The organism is Pasteurella atlantica (assembly GCF_963693435.1).
Lineage (GTDB): Bacteria > Pseudomonadota > Gammaproteobacteria > Enterobacterales > Pasteurellaceae > Phocoenobacter > Phocoenobacter atlanticus.
Genome location: NZ_OY856306.1, coordinates 88,608 through 106,687, shown reverse-complemented (window position 1 = coordinate 106,687; position 18,080 = coordinate 88,608). Strand labels below are relative to the sequence as shown.

Genomic DNA, 18,080 nt, shown 5'->3' with positions numbered 1-18,080 from the left:
CCCTACATTTTGGGGATATTTTAAAATGAAGAAAAAGATAAAAAAATAAAAGGAGAAATGATGACTAACTCAATTAATAAAAATAAATTTTATGCAAGTTTCTACGGCTTAGCGATTGGCGATGCTTTAGGTGTACCCGTTGAGTTTATGACTCGAGAAGAATTACAGGAAGATCCTGTTACAGATATGCGAGAGTACGGTACATATTCACAACCTAAAGGCACGTGGAGTGATGACACCAGTATGAGCCTCGCAACTTTATCAGTATTGAGTGAAAAATATTTTTCTTATAGCAAAATTTGTGATGAATTTACAAATTGGTATCAAAATGCGAAGTTTACCCCACACGGTGAAACCTTTGATATTGGAAATACAACAGTACAAGCGATATATCATTATCTTTTGGGTGCAAAACCACTAGAATGTGGGCTTAGTGAAGAAACAAGTAATGGCAATGGTTCACTAATGAGAATGCTACCTGTATTACATTTTATTTATCTTGAGCATTGGGAAGACGACAACCACATAACACCTTTTGCAAGGGAGTTTATCTATAATCTTTCTGCTTTAACACACGCTCACGAGCTAAGCAAAATGGCGTGTTTATACTACGTTTATATCGGTGGCTATATTTTAAAATATACGGACACAATGACCTTGCCACAAATTATAGAAAAAGCGATCCAAAATATTGACCAGTATTATCACCAAAATTATGAAGATATTACCATTTATAACTATATGCAAAGTGAAAATCTTCTCACAAGTTTATCTTTAACTAAAAACCAGCTAAAAAGTACAGGTTTTGTTATTCATAGTTTAGAAGCAAGTATTTGGTGCTTATATAATACAAAAAATTATAAAGAAGCGGTGCTAACTGCGGTTAACTTAGGAGAAGATACCGATACTATCGGAGCAATTACAGGCTCACTTGCAGGGCTTTATTATGGATTAGATTCTATTCCAAAAGAATGGATTGATGATTTACAAAATAAAGCATTAATTGATGAAATTTGCGATCAATTTTATGCAAAATATAAGCCTAAAAAGACCGCTATAATTACTTAACTAGTGATGATTTTTAGATTTTTCTTGGTCGGCTTGTTTTGCAATATGACGAGCCACCAATGCAAATACACACATAATTACTGCAACAATAAAAAGTCCTGTTGTTGAGATCATTTTTTACTCCTTAATAGCATTTCGAAAAATAATTCCAATATATAAACTAACGCATATTATAACCAATAATAACCCTATTCTAATAATCTTATCTTCAAGAAAATTATTATCGTACAATATCACAGGAACTGTCAAAATAGCAACTTTGGTTATATCATCTGAAATTTTTGCCCAAGCAGTTAATGTTTCATCTCTTATTGAAAGTTTAAATAAATTTACCATTTTTGTTCCTACTTTTTACGTAGGAGCATTATATATAAATAGAATTTGCCAAGTTGATTTATAAACTAATTTTACGATCTCGATCGAAACATTGATATTTCTAGGTCTAACTTTTTCTTAACATTCAAAAGAATAGGGTTCAAAAACCAGTTTGAACCCTATTAAAAAATACAATGAAAGATTATTTCTTCTTAGTCGGACGTTGCCACCCCTGAATATGTCTTTGTGCAACTCGTGTGATTACAAGCTCTTTTTCTGCAACATTTTTAGTAATAGTCGCACCAGCCCCAATCGTTGCACCGTTTTCAATGGTTACAGGAGCAACTAATTGACAATCTGAACCGACAAAAACATCATCGCCAATAATGGTTTTAAATTTATTTGCACCGTCATAATTACAAGTAATCACTCCTGCACCAATATTGCAGGTTTCGCCGATTTCAGCATCACCGACATAGCTTAAATGGTTTACTTTTGAACCTTTGCCAATTTTAGAATTTTTGATTTCAACAAAGTTTCCAACGTGAGTTTCAGCGGCAAGATCTGCCCCTGGACGTAAACGAGAGAAAGGTCCGATAATGGCTTTTTGCCCCACAACCGCATTTTCAATCACAGAATAAGGTTTGATTTCTACGTTATCGCCAATTTGACAATTTGTTAAAACACAGCCCGCACCGACTTTGACATTATTTCCAAGCACTACATTGCCTTCAAAAATCACGTTCACATCAATTTCAACATCTTTACCGTGTTGCACTGTGCCACGCACGTCAATTCTTGCAGGGTCAATCACTCGTACGCCACCCAGCATAAGTTTTTCTGCTTGTTTTTGTTGATAAAAACGCTCTAAAGCTGCCAGTTGTAAACGGTTATTTGCCCCTTCCACTTCCATAAATTCATCGGCTTGTACCGCTTGAACCTTGAAACCGTCTTGATTTGCAAAAGCGATAATATCTGTAATGTAATATTCTTGTTGAGCGTTGTTGTTATCTAAACGCCCCAACCACTGTTTGAAACTTTTGCCACTTGCGACTATTACGCCCGTATTCACTTCTTTAATCGCTAACTGCTCTGGATTTGCGTCTTTTTGTTCCACAATGCCCACTACCGAACCTTGATCACGCAAAATACGTCCGTAACCTGTTGGGTTATCAAGCTCTACGGTTAATAACGCAATGCCATTTTGTGGTTTTTGAGCAATCAATTTTTGCAAGGTTTCTTTGGTAATCAAAGGCGCGTCGCCGTAAAGCATTACGATATTTTCATCATCATTGAAAAATGGTGCTGCTTGTTGCATTGCGTGTCCTGTGCCGAGTTGCTCGGTTTGTAGCACCCAATTTAGTGGCTCATCTTTTAACACTTGTTGCATTAACTCGCCACCGTGTCCATAAATTAAATGAATATTGTCCGCTTCTAATGATTTTGCAGTATCGATGACGTGTTTAACCATCGGTTTACCTGCTACTTTGTGCAACACCTTTGGTAAATCAGAATACATACGAGTGCCTTTGCCTGCGGCTAAAATTACAACACTAAGTTGAGTCATTGAAAATCCTTATAAATAATTAAATTAATTTTTACGTATTGTAAAGAAAGTGATGATTAATCGCAAACTTGAATAAGACGACAGGTCACTTGCCCAAAGGTTTTTTCTTTGAGAATTTGCCACGTTTCTGGTAATACTAAAGCGGTATGATTTTTTTCCGTTTCTACATAAATCAGTCCATTGGGTGCAATATAGTTATTTTTAATCAATAAATCCAATACTTGTGGCACAAAGCCTTTATTAAAAGGGGGGTCGATAAAAATCAGATCATAGGGCAATTCATTATTTTTTTGAGCAAGGAATTGCAAAGTATCGGTATTGATAACTATGCCTTTATCGGTTTTAAGCAAGGCTAAATTACTTTTTAATTGTTGTGATGCTTTTGCAAATTTTTCCAAAAAAGTGACCGCTTGTGCCTGACGAGAAAGGGCTTCTAACCCAAGTGAACCACTTCCCGCAAAGCAATCTAAACAACGTGCGTTTGCCACATCATTCATCAACCAATTAAAGACGGTTTCCTTAACACGATCTGTGGTCGGTCTTAATCCTTCGGCATTTAAAACAGGTAATTTTCTGCCTCGCCATAGCCCTGAAATAATCCTCACTTCGCCCATTTGACGAGATTTACCTGAAATTTGTGGTTTTTTCATAACAAAAGGTACTCAAAAGAAATATAGAAGGGGCATTTTATCTTAATTAGAAGAGGAACGAAATAAAAAGCCCTTATATTTAAAGATTAAATACAAGGGCAAATTCCAAAAAGAGAATAAATTAATCTTCTCTCCCTAAAATCTGATTAACTTCACTTTTATAAAGTACGGCTTTTGCACCAAATATTGCTTGAATACCACCGCCAACTTCTAGCACTTCAATGGCTCCAAGAGATTTTAAGACAGCTTTATTCACAGCGTTGACATCTTTTACAGAAACACGTAAACGAGTAATACAAGCATCAACATTCTCAATGTTTTCTGCTTTTCCTAATGCTTCAATAATTTTATGAGCATTTTCGGTTAACGATGTCTCTTTTTGTTCAATAATTTCTTCTTGGTCATCGCCACGTCCCGGTGTCATCACATTAAACTTACGAATTAAGAATAAGAATGAGAAATAGTAAAGTGCAGCCCAAGGTAAACCAACCATTACCACCGTAATCCAGTTTGTTTTTGCATTGCCTTGCAAGATCCCAAATAGGAAGAAATCAATAAAACCACCAGAGAAAGTATTACCGATCGAAATATTTAAGAAATCAGCAATATAGAATGAAACACCGTCTAAGAAAGCGTGGAATACATATAACCAAGGAGCGACAAATAAGAACATAAACTCAATCGGTTCAGTAATTCCCGTGATAAAAGAGGTTAATGCAGCACCTAAAAATAATCCACCAATTAAATTACGTTTTTGTTTAGGAATGGCGTGATACATTGCTAAACAAGCCGCTGGTAAACCAAACATCATTGTGTCAAAACGTCCCGCAAAGAAACGTGTTCCTTCGGTAAATAAGCCTTGATGATTTGGATCGGCTAATTGAGCAAAAAAGATTTTTTGAGCCCCAATGATAGTTTCACCATTTACAATTTCTGTTCCTCCTAATTCGGTGTACCAAAATAATGGATAAATCATATGATGTAGCCCAACTGCACCACTCAAACGCATTAAGAAACCATAGAAAAATGTACCAATTTCTCCCATTGCGGCAATGTCTTTTCCTGCCTCTAATAACCAATTTTGAAATGTCGGCCAGATTAAGAAAAATAATGATCCAACAAAAATAGCAGCAAACGCAGTAACAATTGGAACAAAACGTGAACCACCAAAGAAGCCTAATATTTGTGGTAATTGAATATTATGATATTGATTATGTAATTTTACCGTGATTAATCCCATTACCAATGCACCGATAACACCAGTATCAATGCCTTTTACTTCAGGTGAAAAAATTGGAATTAATACCGCAATAGTACCAGTCATAATTAGGTAACCAACAACAGAAGCAAGAGCAGCCACTCCTTTGTCTCGTTTTGCTAGACCGATACCTAAACCAATACAAAGCAATAATGCAAGATTAGAAAAGACCACACCTCCCGCACCAGACATCACTTTAAAGATACTTTGTAATGCCGGATTATTTAAGATTGGATAAGCCTGAACGGTGGCTTGATTTGATAATGCTCCACCAATCCCTAGTAAAAGCCCCGCAGCCGGTAAAATAGCGATTGGTAGCATAAATGCTTTACCAATTTGTTGAAGTTTTTTAAACATAACAGACTCCTTATTACCAAGTAAGAATTCACATAATTTACTCCACTTTATAAAAATAATATATATCCACAATAATAGATTGTGATCGAAGTCACATATTATTGTTCTATTCAAAATAAGACTAAATATACTCTTATCGATCTTATTTTATAACACTTATTATAAATTTCTCTTTTTCATAACAAAAAGGCAAAAAAATAAAGTAGAATAAAGCTCTATTTTATCAATTATTAAGAGAGTAAGAATATGGCGAAGAAAAAAGGATTCTGGTCATCACTATTTGGTGATAAACAACAAACTAATAAACAGCAAATTATCGCAGAACAAGAAACAGAAGGACAAGTTGAAGAGCAAGCGGTTACTTGTGATGAAAAATTTGCAAAAAATGAACAAAATGTTACCGCTATTCATCAATCTGACGTTGAAGTAACAGCTGAATTGCAATCTGAAATCATCGATAATTATCAAGACAAACCTACTCAAGATGGCTTTTTCAATCGTCTTATCAATGGATTAGTAAAAACAAAACAAAATATTGGTTCGGGATTTTTGGGTTTTTTTCAAGGTAAAAAAATTGATGATGAACTGTTTGAAGAGTTAGAAGAAAAACTATTAATTGCCGATTTAGGTATGCCAACTACTACAAAAATCATTAATAATTTAATTCAGCATACCTCTAAGAAAGAATTGAAAGAGGCAGAATTACTTTATCAGCAATTAAAAATCGAATTGGCTGATGTACTAAAACCTGTGGCACAGCCTTTGGTGATTGATGAAACGAAAAAACCTTATGTAATTTTGATGGTGGGGGTTAATGGGGTAGGAAAAACCACCACTATTGGGAAATTAGCACGCAAATTTAAAGACGAAGGTAAATCAGTAATGCTTGCTGCGGGCGATACTTTCCGAGCTGCTGCGGTGGAACAATTACAAGTTTGGGGGGAACGTAACCAGATTCCTGTTGTGGCACAATCTACGGGTTCAGATTCTGCATCTGTGATTTATGATGCGATGCAATCAGCTAATGCCAAAGGTATTGATATTTTACTGGCTGATACCGCAGGGCGTTTACAAAATAAAGATAATTTAATGGACGAATTAAAAAAAATTGTCCGAGTGATACGTAAATATGATGAAACTGCACCACACGAAATTATGCTAACACTTGACGCCTCAACTGGACAAAATGCCATCAGCCAGACGAAACTTTTTAACGATGCCGTTGGTCTAACAGGCATCTCTCTCACTAAATTAGATGGAACAGCAAAGGGGGGCGTTATTTTCTCCATTGCAGATCAATTTAATATTCCAATACGATTTATTGGTGTTGGAGAGAGCATTGAAGATTTGCGTCAATTTGATGCAGATGAATTTATTGACGCATTATTTAGTAATGAAAAAAGCTAATTCCTTAAGATTACTAAATACTGCATAATGGAAGGTTCCTTTACTATTATTTAAAAGTATGGGATAATTCTGCTTTCGTTCAAGACAGAATGAATTATTTTGAGATAAACAATATTAGGAGTCATCTCTATGAAAAAAATGCTATTAAGTGCATTAATACTAGGTTCAGCAGTTACTTTAACTGCTTGTGATAAAGTTGAAGAATTAAAAGCCTCTGTTACCGATACAGTAACAGAAGCGAAAGATTCAGTAGCAGAAAAAACGACTGAAGGTAAAGATTCAGCTACAGAAAAAATGAATGAAGCTAAAGATACTGCGATGGAAAAAGTAACTGAAGTTAAAGATGCAGCAGTTGCAAAAGCAACTGAAGTTAAAGATGCAGCAGTTGCAAAAGTAGCTGAAGTTAAAGATGCAGCAGTTTCAAAAGCAACTGAAGTTAAAGATGCAGCAGTTGAAAAAGCAGCTGAAGTTAAAGATGCAGCAGTTGAAAAAGTAACTGAAGTTAAAGATGCAGCTATGGCGAAAGCTACAGAAGCAACAGATGCAGTTATGAACAAAGCAACTGAAGTAACAGATTCTGTTATGGGAAAAGCAACTGAAACTAAAGAAGTTGTTGGTGAAGCAGTTGAAAAAGCAACTGAAACTCAAGAAGTAATTAAAGCAACAGATGGTACAAAATAAGTTACCTGAGTAAATACTTTTATAAAACCCTACTTAATTAAGTAGGGTTTTTTTATATATAAACTAGTAATAGCCAATATCTTGTACCATAAAATTTATTCAAAAACCTCTAAAACAAGTTTAGTTAAACAATCGAGTAACATCAATTCTAAATTTACACCATTGATATGAAGATTTTGCTGAGTTTGTTGAATAATTTTATGTCCTTTTAATAATTTTTGAGCAGTAATTTGTTGTCCAAAAATTAAAATACCTTTTTGTAAATCAGAATTTATCCAGTTGGTGGTAATATTCATTTGGGCTTTGAGAGCATCACTAAAGAATGATGACAGCCAATCGAGTTGTTCTGATATATTTTCTTTCTCTTTATCAAAACTTTTTAACAACAATAGAATATTTTTACTTTTATAAAATCGCCAGAAATTTTGTAAAAAGGTTTTACGCTGTGATAAGCGGTCAGTTTCAATAAACTTTTTGCAAAAAAGTGGACGATGGTGACACAATCGCAGTGCAGTACTTAATTCTTCCCTCTCTTTTTGTGGATAAATATTTTGTAGCCATTGCAATGATAAAGTACTTTCAGGTGCATAGATAACCCATTGTTGACAACGACTTTGAATAGTGGCAAGAACAGTGGACTGTAACGGTGCTTTTAATAAAAAATAAACGTTATTATGAGGTTCTTCTAAGGTTTTTAGTAATGCATTGGCACTGGATTCATTGAGTTTATCTGTATCTGCAATATAAATGACAATATTACCATCTTGTTGTGCAAATTGTTGTAATTGACTATTCAATTCTCGAATTTGATCAATACCGATTTCTTTATTTTCCATAGATTGTAAAATATGGAAATCAGGATGGTTTTGACTTTCGACTAGAAGGCAACTTTTACATTGATAACAAGGTTGTTCTCCTTGTGGATGATGACATAGTAGCCAATGAGCAAAATGGCGAATAAGTACATCTGTTCCTAACCCTATTTCTGTTTTAAAAAGTAAGGCGTGATGTTGGTGATTTTGTAGGAATGCATTGCTTAATTGCTGGTATAAATTATATTGCCAAGGATAGAGTTTCATAAATATGTTTTTAGAAAAAATTATAGGTATATTTCAACACTTAATGGCTTTTTTTGCAAATTTTTATATAAATCTTACCGCTTATAAGGTTATTTATGCGATAATTGAAAAGATTTTTTTACCATTTTAGGATCGTAAATTTATGCAAACTTGTTATCAAGGAAAAAGAGTTACTATTGTTGGATTAGGTAAAACAGGGCTTTCTTGTGTTGATTATTTTTTAGATAAAAAAGTACAATTACGAGTGATTGATACTCGTGAAGAACCTGCAGGTATTGATCAATTACCACAAAATGTAGCATTACATACAGGCAGTTTAAATTTAGATTGGTTATTAAGCTCTGATTTAGTGGTAATAAGCCCTGGGTTGGCATTAGCAACACCTGAAATTCAGCAGGTATTAAAAGCTGGCATTGAAGTTGTTGGTGATATTGAATTATTTTGTCGTGAAGCAATAGCACCCATTATTGCGATTACGGGGTCTAATGGTAAAAGTACCGTCACCGCATTAACGACTGAAATGGCAAAACAAGCAGGGTTAAAAGTTGGTATGGGGGGGAATATTGGTGTACCAGCGCTAACCTTATTAAAACAAGATTATGAATTATATGTATTAGAATTATCTAGTTTTCAATTAGAAACAACTTTTTCACTTAAAGCAAAAGCTGCGACAGTATTAAATATTAGTGAAGATCATATGGATCGTTATGTGACGTTAGACGATTATCGTTTAGCTAAATTACGAATTTATAATAATGCTGAAAATGTGATCGTAAATGCAGAAGATACACAAACGTATCCTGAGCAAGCGGTCACTTCTTTGATAGATTTTGCAGAAAATAATGCTAGATATTCATTGAGAGATGAACAGTTATATTCTGGGGATGAAGCTATTATTTCAGCGGATAAGTTAAAAATAACAGGGCGTCATAATATGTTAAATGCTCTTGCTTCTATTGCACTTGCGGAAGCAGCTAATATCCCTAAAAATGGAATTGTAAGAGCGTTGCAAAGTTATACTGGATTAGCGCATCGCTTTCAATTAGTACCAACTAATGATGGCATTCTTTGGATTAACGATTCCAAAGCAACCAATGTAGGAAGTACTGTCGCCGCATTAAATGGGTTAGAGATACAACAAAAATGTTACTTATTACTCGGTGGTGATGGTAAAGGTGCAGATTTTTCAGAATTAAAACCTTTTATCAATAAATCAAATATTGTATGTTATTGCTTTGGAAAAGATAGTAATAAACTAGCAGAACTTACACCTAATAGTCTGGTGGTAGACACAATGGAAGAAGCAATAAAAAGAATTCGTCCACAATTAAAACAAAATGATAGGGTTCTATTATCACCCGCTTGTGCTAGTTTAGATCAATTTCCTAATTTTGAAGTAAGGGGAGAGACATTTATAAAATTAGCATTAGGAGAGTTAGATAATGAGTGAACAGTTGGCAAAAGATAAGAAAATATGGTTTGAACTTACTCCTCAAAATGTATTATATGATCGCACATTAATGTGGTTATTTTTTGCATTATTGGTTTTTGGATTTATAGTCGTGACCTCTGCCTCTATTCCTGCTGGATTAAGATTAAAAAATGATCCTATTTATTTTGCATTACGAGATGTGGTTTATATTTTCATTTCGTTATGTATTTTATTTTTCTTTATTCAAATTCCAATTCAAAAATGGGAAAAATACAATATAGGATTGTTTTTTATTGCTCTTGCATTATTAATTGGCGTGTTATTTGTTGGACATAACGTGAATGGTGCAACTCGCTGGATCCGTTTGGGAATGATGAACTTCCAACCTGCGGAGTTAGCGAAGTTAGCCATTATTTGTTATTTTGCAGGGTTTTATGTAAGAAAATTTGATGAAATGCGAAATAGAATGATGAGCTTTGTACGACCAATGATCATTTTAAGTTTATTTGGCAGTTTATTGATTTTACAGCCAGACTTAGGAAGTACTGTTGTTATTTTTGTTCTCACTTTTGCAATGCTATTTATTGTTGGTGCAAGAATTTTTCAATTTTTGTTTTTAGGTATTACAGGTGGTGGTCTTTTCTTATTTTTTGTTTTAACCTCTGAATATCGTTTAAAGCGAGTAAAAACTTTTTTAGATCCTTGGGCAGATGCTTATGGTGATGGTTTCCAATTAACCAATTCACAAATGGCATTTGGACAAGGTGAGTTATTTGGCAAAGGGTTGGGTAATTCAGTTCAGAAATTAGGCTATTTACCAGAGGCTCATACTGACTTTATTATGGCTGTTGTTGGAGAAGAATTAGGCTTTATTGGTATTTTAAGTATTACCTTATTATTTGTTTTACTCTCTTTAAGAGCGTTAAAAATTAGCCGAGAGTCATTGTTATTAGAAGAGCGTTTTAAAGGCTTTTTTAGTTTTGGTATTGGAATTTGGATTTTTTTACAAAGTTTTGTTAATTTAGGTGTGGCTTCAGGTTTACTTCCAACTAAAGGATTAACCTTTCCTCTTGTGAGTTACGGTGGCTCGAGTTTGATTATTATGTCTATTGCGATTGCGATTTTATTAAGAATTGATTATGAAAATCGCTTAGCAAATTTACAATCTGAAAATCTAAATAAAAATGAAGAAAGCGGTAGGGTTGAGTAAAAATTTTGCAAAAATTAATCCTTTATTTTTGTATTTAGTTGTTTGAGGTACAATGACGACTTTATAGAGTATATCTATAATAAATAATTAAAAAGTGAATAAAAATATGACAAAAAGATTATTAGTAATGGCGGGTGGAACTGGGGGACACGTTTTTCCTGCTCTAGCTGTGGCAACAGAATTACAACAACAAGGTTGGAAAATCTGTTGGCTAGGAACAAAAGATCGAATGGAAGCAGAACTCGTGCCAAAATATAATATTCCCATTCAATTTATTCAAATTTCAGGATTACGTGGCAAAGGGATTAAAGCTTTGTTAAAGGCACCTTTTACCATTTCACGCGCTGTATGGCAAGCTCGTAAAATTATTAAAGAGTTTCAACCTAATGCAGTGCTAGGAATGGGAGGGTATGTTTCTGGACCAGGTGGCATTGCTGCAAAATTGTGCGGTGTACCAATTGTTCTACACGAGCAAAATGCGGTGGCAGGATTGACCAATGTTTGGCTTTCAAAAGTGGCAACTCGTGTGTTGCAAGCTTTCCCAAATGCGTTTAAGCATAAAGAAGTAGTTGGCAATCCAGTTAGACAAGATTTATTCCAACTTCCTTCACCAGAACAACGTTTCACAGAACGTGAAGGTGCCATAAAAATTCTAGTAATGGGTGGTTCACAAGGGGCGAGAATTTTAAACCAAACATTGCCACAGATAGCGGGTACATTTGGAGAAAAAATTGCAATTGTACACCAAGTAGGGAAAGGTAATTTAGAATATGTGCAACAACGTTATGCGAAACAATCAGTAGAAAATGTGATTGTGACTGAATTTATTGATGATGTTGCACAGGCTTATGGTGATGCAGATCTTGTGATTTGTCGCTCAGGAGCATTGACGGTATGTGAAATTGCTGCTGCTGGAGTACCTGCGATTTTTGTACCATTCCAACACAAAGATCGTCAACAATACTTAAATGCAAAATATTTGGAACAAGTAAAAGCAGCAATTATTATTGAACAAAAAGACTTTACTGTTGACAATTTAGTAAGACAATTACAGTGTTTAATCACCGATCGTCAACAATTATTAGCAATGGCATTAAATGCTCGTGAAGTCGCCACCCCTTTTTCTGCGAAACGAGTGGCAGAAGTGATCGTTGAAGTAGCGAAATAAGCAAAGGATAAAGAATAATAATGAAAAATTATCAAGATCAAGTAAGAAAAATCATTCCAGAAATGCGTCGTGTTAAGCAAGTTCATTTTATTGGTATTGGTGGTGCTGGAATGAGTGGTATTGCTGAAATTTTATTAAATGAGGGCTACCAAATTTCGGGTTCAGATATTGCTGAAAGTCCAGTAACAAAAAACTTTGTAACCAATGGAGCAAAGATTTTTATTGGACATCGAGCTGAAAATATTGACGGAGCAAATGTAGTAGTGGTTTCAAGTGCCATTGATGAAACAAATCCTGAAATTATTGCAGCTAAAGAGCAACGGATACCAGTTATTCAACGTGCTCAAATGTTAGCGGAGATTATGCGTTTTCGTCACGGTATTGCCGTAGCGGGGACACACGGTAAAACCTCAACAACAGCAATGCTTTCAATGGTTTATGCTCAAGCTAAACTTGACCCAACTTATGTAAATGGTGGTTTAATTAAATCAGCTGGTAAAAATGCCCACCTTGGTGCGAGTCGTTATTTAATTGCAGAAGCAGATGAGAGTGACGCATCATTTTTACACTTACAACCGATGGTTTCTGTGGTCACTAATATTGAACCCGATCATATGGATACTTACGGTGGTTCATTTGATAAAATGAAACAAACCTATGTGAAATTTTTACATAATTTGCCTTTTTATGGTCTTGCAGTAATGTGTGCTGATGATAAAGATTTAATGGAACTAGTGCCACAAGTTGGACGACAAGTGATTACTTATGGCTTTAGTGAAACAGCGGATTATCGCATTGAAAATTATGAACAGACTGGTTTTCAAGGGCATTATACCGTTGTTTGTCCAACAGGTGAAAAGATGAATGTATTACTTAATGTTCCAGGTAAACATAATGCATTAAATGCAACTGCAACATTAGCCGTTGCAAAAGAAGAAAATATTTCAAATGAAGCAATTTTGGAAGCATTAGCAGAGTTTCAAGGAGCAGGTAGACGTTTTGATCAGCTAGGGGAGTTTATTCGTCCTAATGGTAAAGTATCTTTAGTTGATGATTATGGGCATCATCCAACAGAAGTGGATGTCACGATTAAAGCTGCTCGTAGTGGGTGGAAAGGTAAACGTGTGGTAATGGTGTTCCAACCACATCGCTATTCTCGAACGCGTGATTTGTTTGATGATTTTGTGAATGTCTTGTCAAATGTGGATGTATTGATTATGCTTGAGGTTTATACTGCTGGTGAACAAGCGATTGCAGGAGCAGATAGTCGAGCATTATGTCGCTCTATTCGTAATTTGGGTAAAGTAGATCCAATTTTGGTTTCTGATACTGATAAATTAGGTGAGGTATTAGATCAGGTTATTCAAGATGGTGATTTGGTATTAGCTCAAGGGGCTGGGAGTGTTAGTAAAATTTCTCGTAATCTAGCAGAAAGTTGGAGAGGATAGAATGAGTTTAAAAGATGAAAAAATAGCGGTACTCTTTGGTGGAGTATCCTCAGAAAGAGAAGTTTCATTAAAATCAGGAGAAGCCGTATTTAATGCGTTAAAAAATCTTGGTTATAATGTGGAAGCCGTGGATACTAAATTTACCCCAGTTGAAAAATTAAAAGAAATGGGCATTCAACGTGTTTTTAATATTTTACACGGTGGTGTGGGTGAAAATGGTGTATTACAAGGTGTATTGGATCAATTAGAAATCCCTTATACGGGTAGTGGTGTAATGGCATCAGCAGTAACAATGGATAAATTTCGAACTAAACTTTTATGGCAAGCGGTTGGTTTACCAACAGCAGAAATGGAAATTGTACATAAAGGGGAAGCGGTACGATCTGAGGAAATTTTTGCAAAATTAGGGTTACCTCTTTTTGTCAAACCTGCTTGTGAGGGGTCAAGTGTTGGCGTGGTAAAAGTAAAAGAAAAAGAACAATTAATTCCAGCAATTGAAGAAGCATTAAAATATGATGATACCGTATTAATTGAAGAATTTTTGGCAGGGGCAGAATATTCTGTACCCGTATTAGGTGATGAAGTATTACCAACAGTACAAGTTATTCCCGATGGTGAGTTTTATGATTATCACGCTAAATATATATCTGATAAAACACAATACATTTGTCCTGCATTAGATGATAATCGTCAGGCAGAGATTGCAGAATTAGTGATGAGAGCTCATCAAGTTTTAGGTTGTCGTGGATGGAGTCGAATTGATGTAATGGAAAATAATAAAGGTGAGTTTTTTCTAATGGAAGCCAATACTTGCCCAGGGATGACAACGCACAGTTACTTTCCTTTTGCTGCAGCGAAAGTGGGATATAGTTTTGATAAATTGGTTGAACGTATTTTGGAGCTAAGTATTTAATGTGGTGGCGAAAAAGTAATCAAGTATTTGCTAAGCAGAAAAAAAATCGTTCAGCAAGGGAGAGATTACGTACAAAATATAAAAGTAGTTCATATTCTGTTTTTATTTTTATTCGTCCTTTGGTAGTATTGCTCTGCGTAGTATTGGCTTATGTGGTTTATAGTAATAGAGATTATTGGCTTGAAAGGTTAGATAACGATACTTCCATTACATCTTATGCCCTTACACATAAACTTCAATTTACTACGCATACTGATATTCGAGATGTACTTTCAACAGGTAAGCCTCTAAAAGGATATTTTGGGCAAAATATTGAGCAAGTGAAAGAAAGATTATTGACAATTCCTTGGGTTCATAGCGTTGTAGTAAGAAAACTATGGCCTGATAAACTGAGTTTAACTATCTTGGAACATCGCCCTGTTGCATTATGGAATGATACTAAATTGTTATCTGATCGAGGAGTTGTATTTACTTTACCTTTTGATCGTGTCAATCGTACAGGCTTTCCTGTATTATATGGACCAGATACAGAAGGAAAAAAAGTATTGAGTGCGTGGTGGAAAATTAAACAAGATTTGAGAGTCAGAAATTTAATATTAAAATCAGTTTATATAGATGGAAGAGGATCGTGGAAAATTAAGTTATCAAATGAGCTTGAATTACTTTTAGGAAGAGGTGATTGGGCATCCAAAATTGATCGTTTTGTAAAAATTTTTCCACAAATTAATGTACCAGAAGGAAAAGTAATTTCTTATATAGATTTACGTTATAAATATGGTGCCGCTGTAGGGTTTATTTCTAAAAAATAGTAGATGAAAAAATATGTCAAAAATTGCAGAATCTAAAATTATAGTAAGTCTAGAGGTGGGATCATCAAAGATCGTCACTGTTGTTGGAGAGGTTTTACCTGATGCTGTTGTGAATGTATTAGGTACGGGCGTCTGTCCTTCTAAAGGGATCAAAAGAGGAAGTGTTGTTGATCTAGATGCGGTCACAGGTGCAATTAAAAGAGCGATTGAGCAGGCAGAATCTATTGCAAATTGTGATATTCAAGGTGTAACCTTGGCTATTACAGGAGAACATATCCAAACACTTAATGAACTTGGTAGTGTTGCTTTGGGAAGTGGAGAGGTTACTCACAATGATATTGAAGCAGCTATTCATACTGCTCGTTCGGTAAAATTATCAGAAGGTGTTGAAACATTACATATCATCCCACAAGAATATAAAGTGGATCATTTAGAAAGAACAAAAAAGCCACTGGGTTTACAAGGTATGCGTTTGCAAGCACAGGTACATTTGATCACTTGTCATAAAGATTGGTTACGCAATTTATGTAAAGCCGTTGAAAATAATAAATTAAATATTGATCAGGTTGTTTTTTCAGGAATTGCATCAAGTTATTCAGTGCTCACTGAAGATGAAATGGAATTGGGTGTGTGCCTTGTGGATATTGGCGGAGGCACGATGGATATTTTAGTTTATTCTGGTGGTGCATTGCGTTATAGCAAGGTTATTCCATTTGCAGGAAATGATATCACTCAGTATGTTTCTAAAGTATTTACAACTTCTCCTAATGATGCCGAAAATATTAAAGTGAAATATGCAAGTGCGATTTCACCACCTTCTACTTTTGTTGATACAAAAATTGAAATTCCAGGTTTGGGTGGGCGTAGACCTCAAAATATTACTAAACAGGATTTTTCTAGTGTAATTTCTGAGTGTTATATAGATTTATTAAAATTAATACAAACAGAATTGGAACTTTTGAAGGAAGAATTGACTCAAAGAGGAATTAAGCTTGATTTAACCGCTGGCGTCGTACTAACTGGAGGAGGATCTCAAGCAGAAGATATTGTTGAATGTGCAAAAAATGTATTTGGAATGGCTGCTCGAGTTGGTTATCCTTTAAATATTACAGGTTTAACAGACTATGTAAATAAACCTCAGTATGCAACAGCATTGGGTTTATTACAATATAGTTATCTAAATAGTGATGACATTAATAATAAACCATTACCTTCAAATGATAAAGGTATGTTGAGTGTGCTTAAAAAATCATATAATTGGATAAAATCAAATTTTTGAAATTCAATTTAAAATAATGAAATCGCATAATTTATATACAAATCATTGTATTGTATTGTTAATAGGGCAGTAATGCATAATACTTAGTATGCAATTGTACTATGATTGTGGTAATATATTAATTAATATAGTCTTAAAATAAGTAAAAGAAAAATTTATATAATTTATGTAAGTCACATTTTAGATAGAAATGTAGGTTTTAGACTTGCATATTAGGGAGAATAAATAATGTTTGAACCAGTATATGAAGTAACACCTGATGCCGTGATCAAGGTCGTTGGTGTTGGTGGTGGTGGCGGTAACGCATTAAATCATATGGTTGAAGGACAAGCCGATGAAAATGGTGAGCTGAGTGGCGGTGTTGAATTTTTTTCTGTTAACACAGATGCTCAAGCATTGCGTAAAACAGCAGTGCGTCAAACTATTCAAATTGGGGATAAAATTACTAAAGGATTGGGTGCTGGAGCAAATCCCAATGTAGGTCGCCAAGCTGCAGAAGATGATAGAGATGCATTAACCAATATGTTATCTGGTGCAGATATGGTATTTATTTCTGCAGGAATGGGAGGAGGGACTGGTACAGGTGCCGCTCCTGTTATTGCCGAAATTGCAAAAAATGCAGAACCACCCGCATTGACTGTTGCCATTGTGACTAAGCCTTTCCGATTTGAAGGCGCTAAGCGAATGAACTATGCAGAACAAGGTATTGCTGAGTTATCTAAGCATGTCGATTCTTTAATTATTATTCCTAATGATAAATTACTAAAAGTTTTACCTAAAAACGTTAAAATGTTAGATGCTTTTAAAGCAGCAAATGATGTGTTACGTAATGCTGTTTTAGGTATTACTGATATGATTACTTCTCCAGGTTTAATAAATGTCGATTTTGCGGACGTTAAAACCGTAATGTCTGAGATGGGACGAGCAATGATGGGAACAGGTATTGCTGATGGAGAAGGTCGCGCAGAAAAAGCCGCACAAGAAGCTGTCGCTAGTCCATTATTAGAAGATGTTGACTGGTCTGAAGCAAAAGGTATTCTAGTTAGTATTACTTCAGGAATGGATATTGAATTAAGTGAAGTATATGAAGTAATGGATTATATTCACGAATATGCAGCCTCTGATGCGACAGTTGTATTTGGAACATCGATTTACCCAGAAATGGAAGGGCAAATTCGGGTGACTCTTGTTGCAACAGGTATTGGTCCTTCTGAACAAGAAATGTTAAGAGCAAATAATATGAGAGTGCAGCATTCAATTACTTCTCATTTAGAAACGTCTCAACCAGAATTAAAACCAGCAGCAAGTTTTTCTGAGAGAAACGCTTATGCAACAGAAAATGAAACGACAAAAGTGAATAACCAACAACCGCATCGTATTGATGAACAGAGATTATTCTCGCCTTCATCAATTCCTGGTTTTTTAAAGAAATAGTAAGG

Annotated in this window: 16 protein-coding genes; 11 read left to right on the top strand and 5 right to left on the bottom strand. The window is 34.9% G+C overall.

The features are described 5' to 3' along the window. Nucleotides 1–60: 60 nt before the first annotated feature. The gene (locus tag U9966_RS00510; protein WP_306347476.1) at nucleotides 61–1,068 is read left to right on the top strand and encodes an ADP-ribosylglycohydrolase family protein; all 1,008 of its coding nucleotides are present in this window, start codon (nucleotides 61–63) and stop codon (nucleotides 1,066–1,068) included. A gap of 117 nt (nucleotides 1,069–1,185) precedes the next feature. On the opposite strand, the gene U9966_RS00505 is transcribed toward U9966_RS00510, so the two are convergent. The 4 genes from U9966_RS00505 to U9966_RS00490 all read right to left on the bottom strand — a co-directional run bounded on the left by U9966_RS00505 (nucleotide 1,186) and on the right by U9966_RS00490 (nucleotide 5,215). After that, nucleotides 1,186–1,404 carry a hypothetical protein gene (locus U9966_RS00505; protein WP_306347477.1) on the bottom strand — a complete coding sequence of 73 codons (219 nt, stop codon included), beginning with the start codon at nucleotides 1,402–1,404 and terminating at the stop codon, nucleotides 1,186–1,188. A gap of 181 nt (nucleotides 1,405–1,585) precedes the next feature. Beyond that, nucleotides 1,586–2,950, bottom strand: coding sequence for a bifunctional UDP-N-acetylglucosamine diphosphorylase/glucosamine-1-phosphate N-acetyltransferase GlmU (gene glmU / locus U9966_RS00500; protein ID WP_306347478.1), 1,365 nt, complete (start codon nucleotides 2,948–2,950; stop codon nucleotides 1,586–1,588). Nucleotides 2,951–3,006: 56 nt separating this feature from the next. Beyond that, on the bottom strand, nucleotides 3,007–3,600 hold the full coding sequence (gene rsmD / locus U9966_RS00495; protein WP_306347479.1) for a 16S rRNA (guanine(966)-N(2))-methyltransferase RsmD: 594 nt from the start codon (nucleotides 3,598–3,600) through the stop codon (nucleotides 3,007–3,009). A gap of 121 nt (nucleotides 3,601–3,721) precedes the next feature. Further along, complete coding sequence (locus U9966_RS00490; protein ID WP_306347480.1) at nucleotides 3,722–5,215, bottom strand: PTS transporter subunit EIIC; 1,494 nt, start codon at nucleotides 5,213–5,215, stop codon at nucleotides 3,722–3,724. A gap of 246 nt (nucleotides 5,216–5,461) precedes the next feature. On the opposite strand from U9966_RS00490, the gene ftsY reads away from it, so the two are divergent. After that, nucleotides 5,462–6,622, top strand: a complete 1,161-nt coding sequence (ftsY, locus tag U9966_RS00485; RefSeq protein WP_306347481.1) for a signal recognition particle-docking protein FtsY — start codon at nucleotides 5,462–5,464, stop codon at nucleotides 6,620–6,622. A 129-nt stretch (nucleotides 6,623–6,751) separates the two neighbouring features. After that, the gene (locus U9966_RS00480; protein WP_306347482.1) at nucleotides 6,752–7,303 is read left to right on the top strand and encodes a hypothetical protein; all 552 of its coding nucleotides are present in this window, start codon (nucleotides 6,752–6,754) and stop codon (nucleotides 7,301–7,303) included. 95 nt (nucleotides 7,304–7,398) lie between these two features. Here U9966_RS00480 and U9966_RS00475 read toward each other — a convergent pair whose 3' ends face one another. Next, on the bottom strand, nucleotides 7,399–8,382 hold the full coding sequence (locus U9966_RS00475; protein ID WP_306347483.1) for a DNA polymerase III subunit delta': 984 nt from the start codon (nucleotides 8,380–8,382) through the stop codon (nucleotides 7,399–7,401). A 142-nt stretch (nucleotides 8,383–8,524) separates the two neighbouring features. On the opposite strand from U9966_RS00475, the gene murD reads away from it, so the two are divergent. From murD to ftsZ, 8 genes are all read left to right on the top strand, one after another. Next, nucleotides 8,525–9,832 (top strand): UDP-N-acetylmuramoyl-L-alanine--D-glutamate ligase, encoded by a 1,308-nt coding sequence (gene murD / locus U9966_RS00470; RefSeq protein ID WP_306347484.1) that lies wholly within the window; start codon nucleotides 8,525–8,527, stop codon nucleotides 9,830–9,832. Beyond that, complete coding sequence (gene ftsW / locus U9966_RS00465; protein ID WP_306347485.1) at nucleotides 9,825–11,024, top strand: putative lipid II flippase FtsW; 1,200 nt, start codon at nucleotides 9,825–9,827, stop codon at nucleotides 11,022–11,024. Before murD ends, ftsW begins: the two co-directional genes overlap by 8 nt. Before the next feature lie 106 nt (nucleotides 11,025–11,130). Then, entirely contained in the window at nucleotides 11,131–12,192 is a 1,062-nt protein-coding gene (gene murG / locus U9966_RS00460; protein ID WP_306347486.1) for an undecaprenyldiphospho-muramoylpentapeptide beta-N-acetylglucosaminyltransferase, read from the top strand. A gap of 20 nt (nucleotides 12,193–12,212) precedes the next feature. Further along, nucleotides 12,213–13,640 (top strand): UDP-N-acetylmuramate--L-alanine ligase, encoded by a 1,428-nt coding sequence (gene murC, locus U9966_RS00455; RefSeq protein ID WP_306347487.1) that lies wholly within the window; start codon nucleotides 12,213–12,215, stop codon nucleotides 13,638–13,640. 1 nt (nucleotide 13,641) lies between these two features. Next, nucleotides 13,642–14,553, top strand: a complete 912-nt coding sequence (locus tag U9966_RS00450) for a D-alanine--D-alanine ligase (protein WP_306347488.1) — start codon at nucleotides 13,642–13,644, stop codon at nucleotides 14,551–14,553. Then, nucleotides 14,553–15,362, top strand: coding sequence for a cell division protein FtsQ/DivIB (locus tag U9966_RS00445; RefSeq protein WP_306347489.1), 810 nt, complete (start codon nucleotides 14,553–14,555; stop codon nucleotides 15,360–15,362). Before U9966_RS00450 ends, U9966_RS00445 begins: the two co-directional genes overlap by 1 nt. Before the next feature lie 13 nt (nucleotides 15,363–15,375). Beyond that, nucleotides 15,376–16,641, top strand: coding sequence for a cell division protein FtsA (gene ftsA, locus U9966_RS00440; RefSeq protein WP_306347490.1), 1,266 nt, complete (start codon nucleotides 15,376–15,378; stop codon nucleotides 16,639–16,641). Nucleotides 16,642–16,869: 228 nt separating this feature from the next. Beyond that, a complete protein-coding gene (gene ftsZ / locus U9966_RS00435; RefSeq protein WP_306347491.1) occupies nucleotides 16,870–18,075 on the top strand; it encodes a cell division protein FtsZ in 1,206 nt (401 codons plus the stop codon). Nucleotides 18,076–18,080: the final 5 nt, after the last annotated feature.

What these genes read in the sequence shown, in the direction of transcription:
- U9966_RS00445 (WP_306347489.1), top strand. Translation starts at nt 14,553, where the DNA reads ATGTGGTGGCGAAAAAGTAATCAAGTATTTGCTAAGCAGAAAAAAAAT.
- U9966_RS00475 (WP_306347483.1), bottom strand. Translation starts at nt 8,382, where the DNA reads ATGAAACTCTATCCTTGGCAATATAATTTATACCAGCAATTAAGCAAT.
- glmU (WP_306347478.1), bottom strand. Translation starts at nt 2,950, where the DNA reads ATGACTCAACTTAGTGTTGTAATTTTAGCCGCAGGCAAAGGCACTCGT.
- U9966_RS00450 (WP_306347488.1), top strand. Translation starts at nt 13,642, where the DNA reads ATGAGTTTAAAAGATGAAAAAATAGCGGTACTCTTTGGTGGAGTATCC.
- murC (WP_306347487.1), top strand. Translation starts at nt 12,213, where the DNA reads ATGAAAAATTATCAAGATCAAGTAAGAAAAATCATTCCAGAAATGCGT.
- rsmD (WP_306347479.1), bottom strand. Translation starts at nt 3,600, where the DNA reads ATGAAAAAACCACAAATTTCAGGTAAATCTCGTCAAATGGGCGAAGTG.
- ftsZ (WP_306347491.1), top strand. Translation starts at nt 16,870, where the DNA reads ATGTTTGAACCAGTATATGAAGTAACACCTGATGCCGTGATCAAGGTC.
- ftsW (WP_306347485.1), top strand. Translation starts at nt 9,825, where the DNA reads ATGAGTGAACAGTTGGCAAAAGATAAGAAAATATGGTTTGAACTTACT.
- U9966_RS00505 (WP_306347477.1), bottom strand. Translation starts at nt 1,404, where the DNA reads ATGGTAAATTTATTTAAACTTTCAATAAGAGATGAAACATTAACTGCT.
- ftsA (WP_306347490.1), top strand. Translation starts at nt 15,376, where the DNA reads ATGTCAAAAATTGCAGAATCTAAAATTATAGTAAGTCTAGAGGTGGGA.
- murD (WP_306347484.1), top strand. Translation starts at nt 8,525, where the DNA reads ATGCAAACTTGTTATCAAGGAAAAAGAGTTACTATTGTTGGATTAGGT.
- U9966_RS00490 (WP_306347480.1), bottom strand. Translation starts at nt 5,215, where the DNA reads ATGTTTAAAAAACTTCAACAAATTGGTAAAGCATTTATGCTACCAATC.
- U9966_RS00480 (WP_306347482.1), top strand. Translation starts at nt 6,752, where the DNA reads ATGAAAAAAATGCTATTAAGTGCATTAATACTAGGTTCAGCAGTTACT.
- ftsY (WP_306347481.1), top strand. Translation starts at nt 5,462, where the DNA reads ATGGCGAAGAAAAAAGGATTCTGGTCATCACTATTTGGTGATAAACAA.
- murG (WP_306347486.1), top strand. Translation starts at nt 11,131, where the DNA reads ATGACAAAAAGATTATTAGTAATGGCGGGTGGAACTGGGGGACACGTT.
- U9966_RS00510 (WP_306347476.1), top strand. Translation starts at nt 61, where the DNA reads ATGACTAACTCAATTAATAAAAATAAATTTTATGCAAGTTTCTACGGC.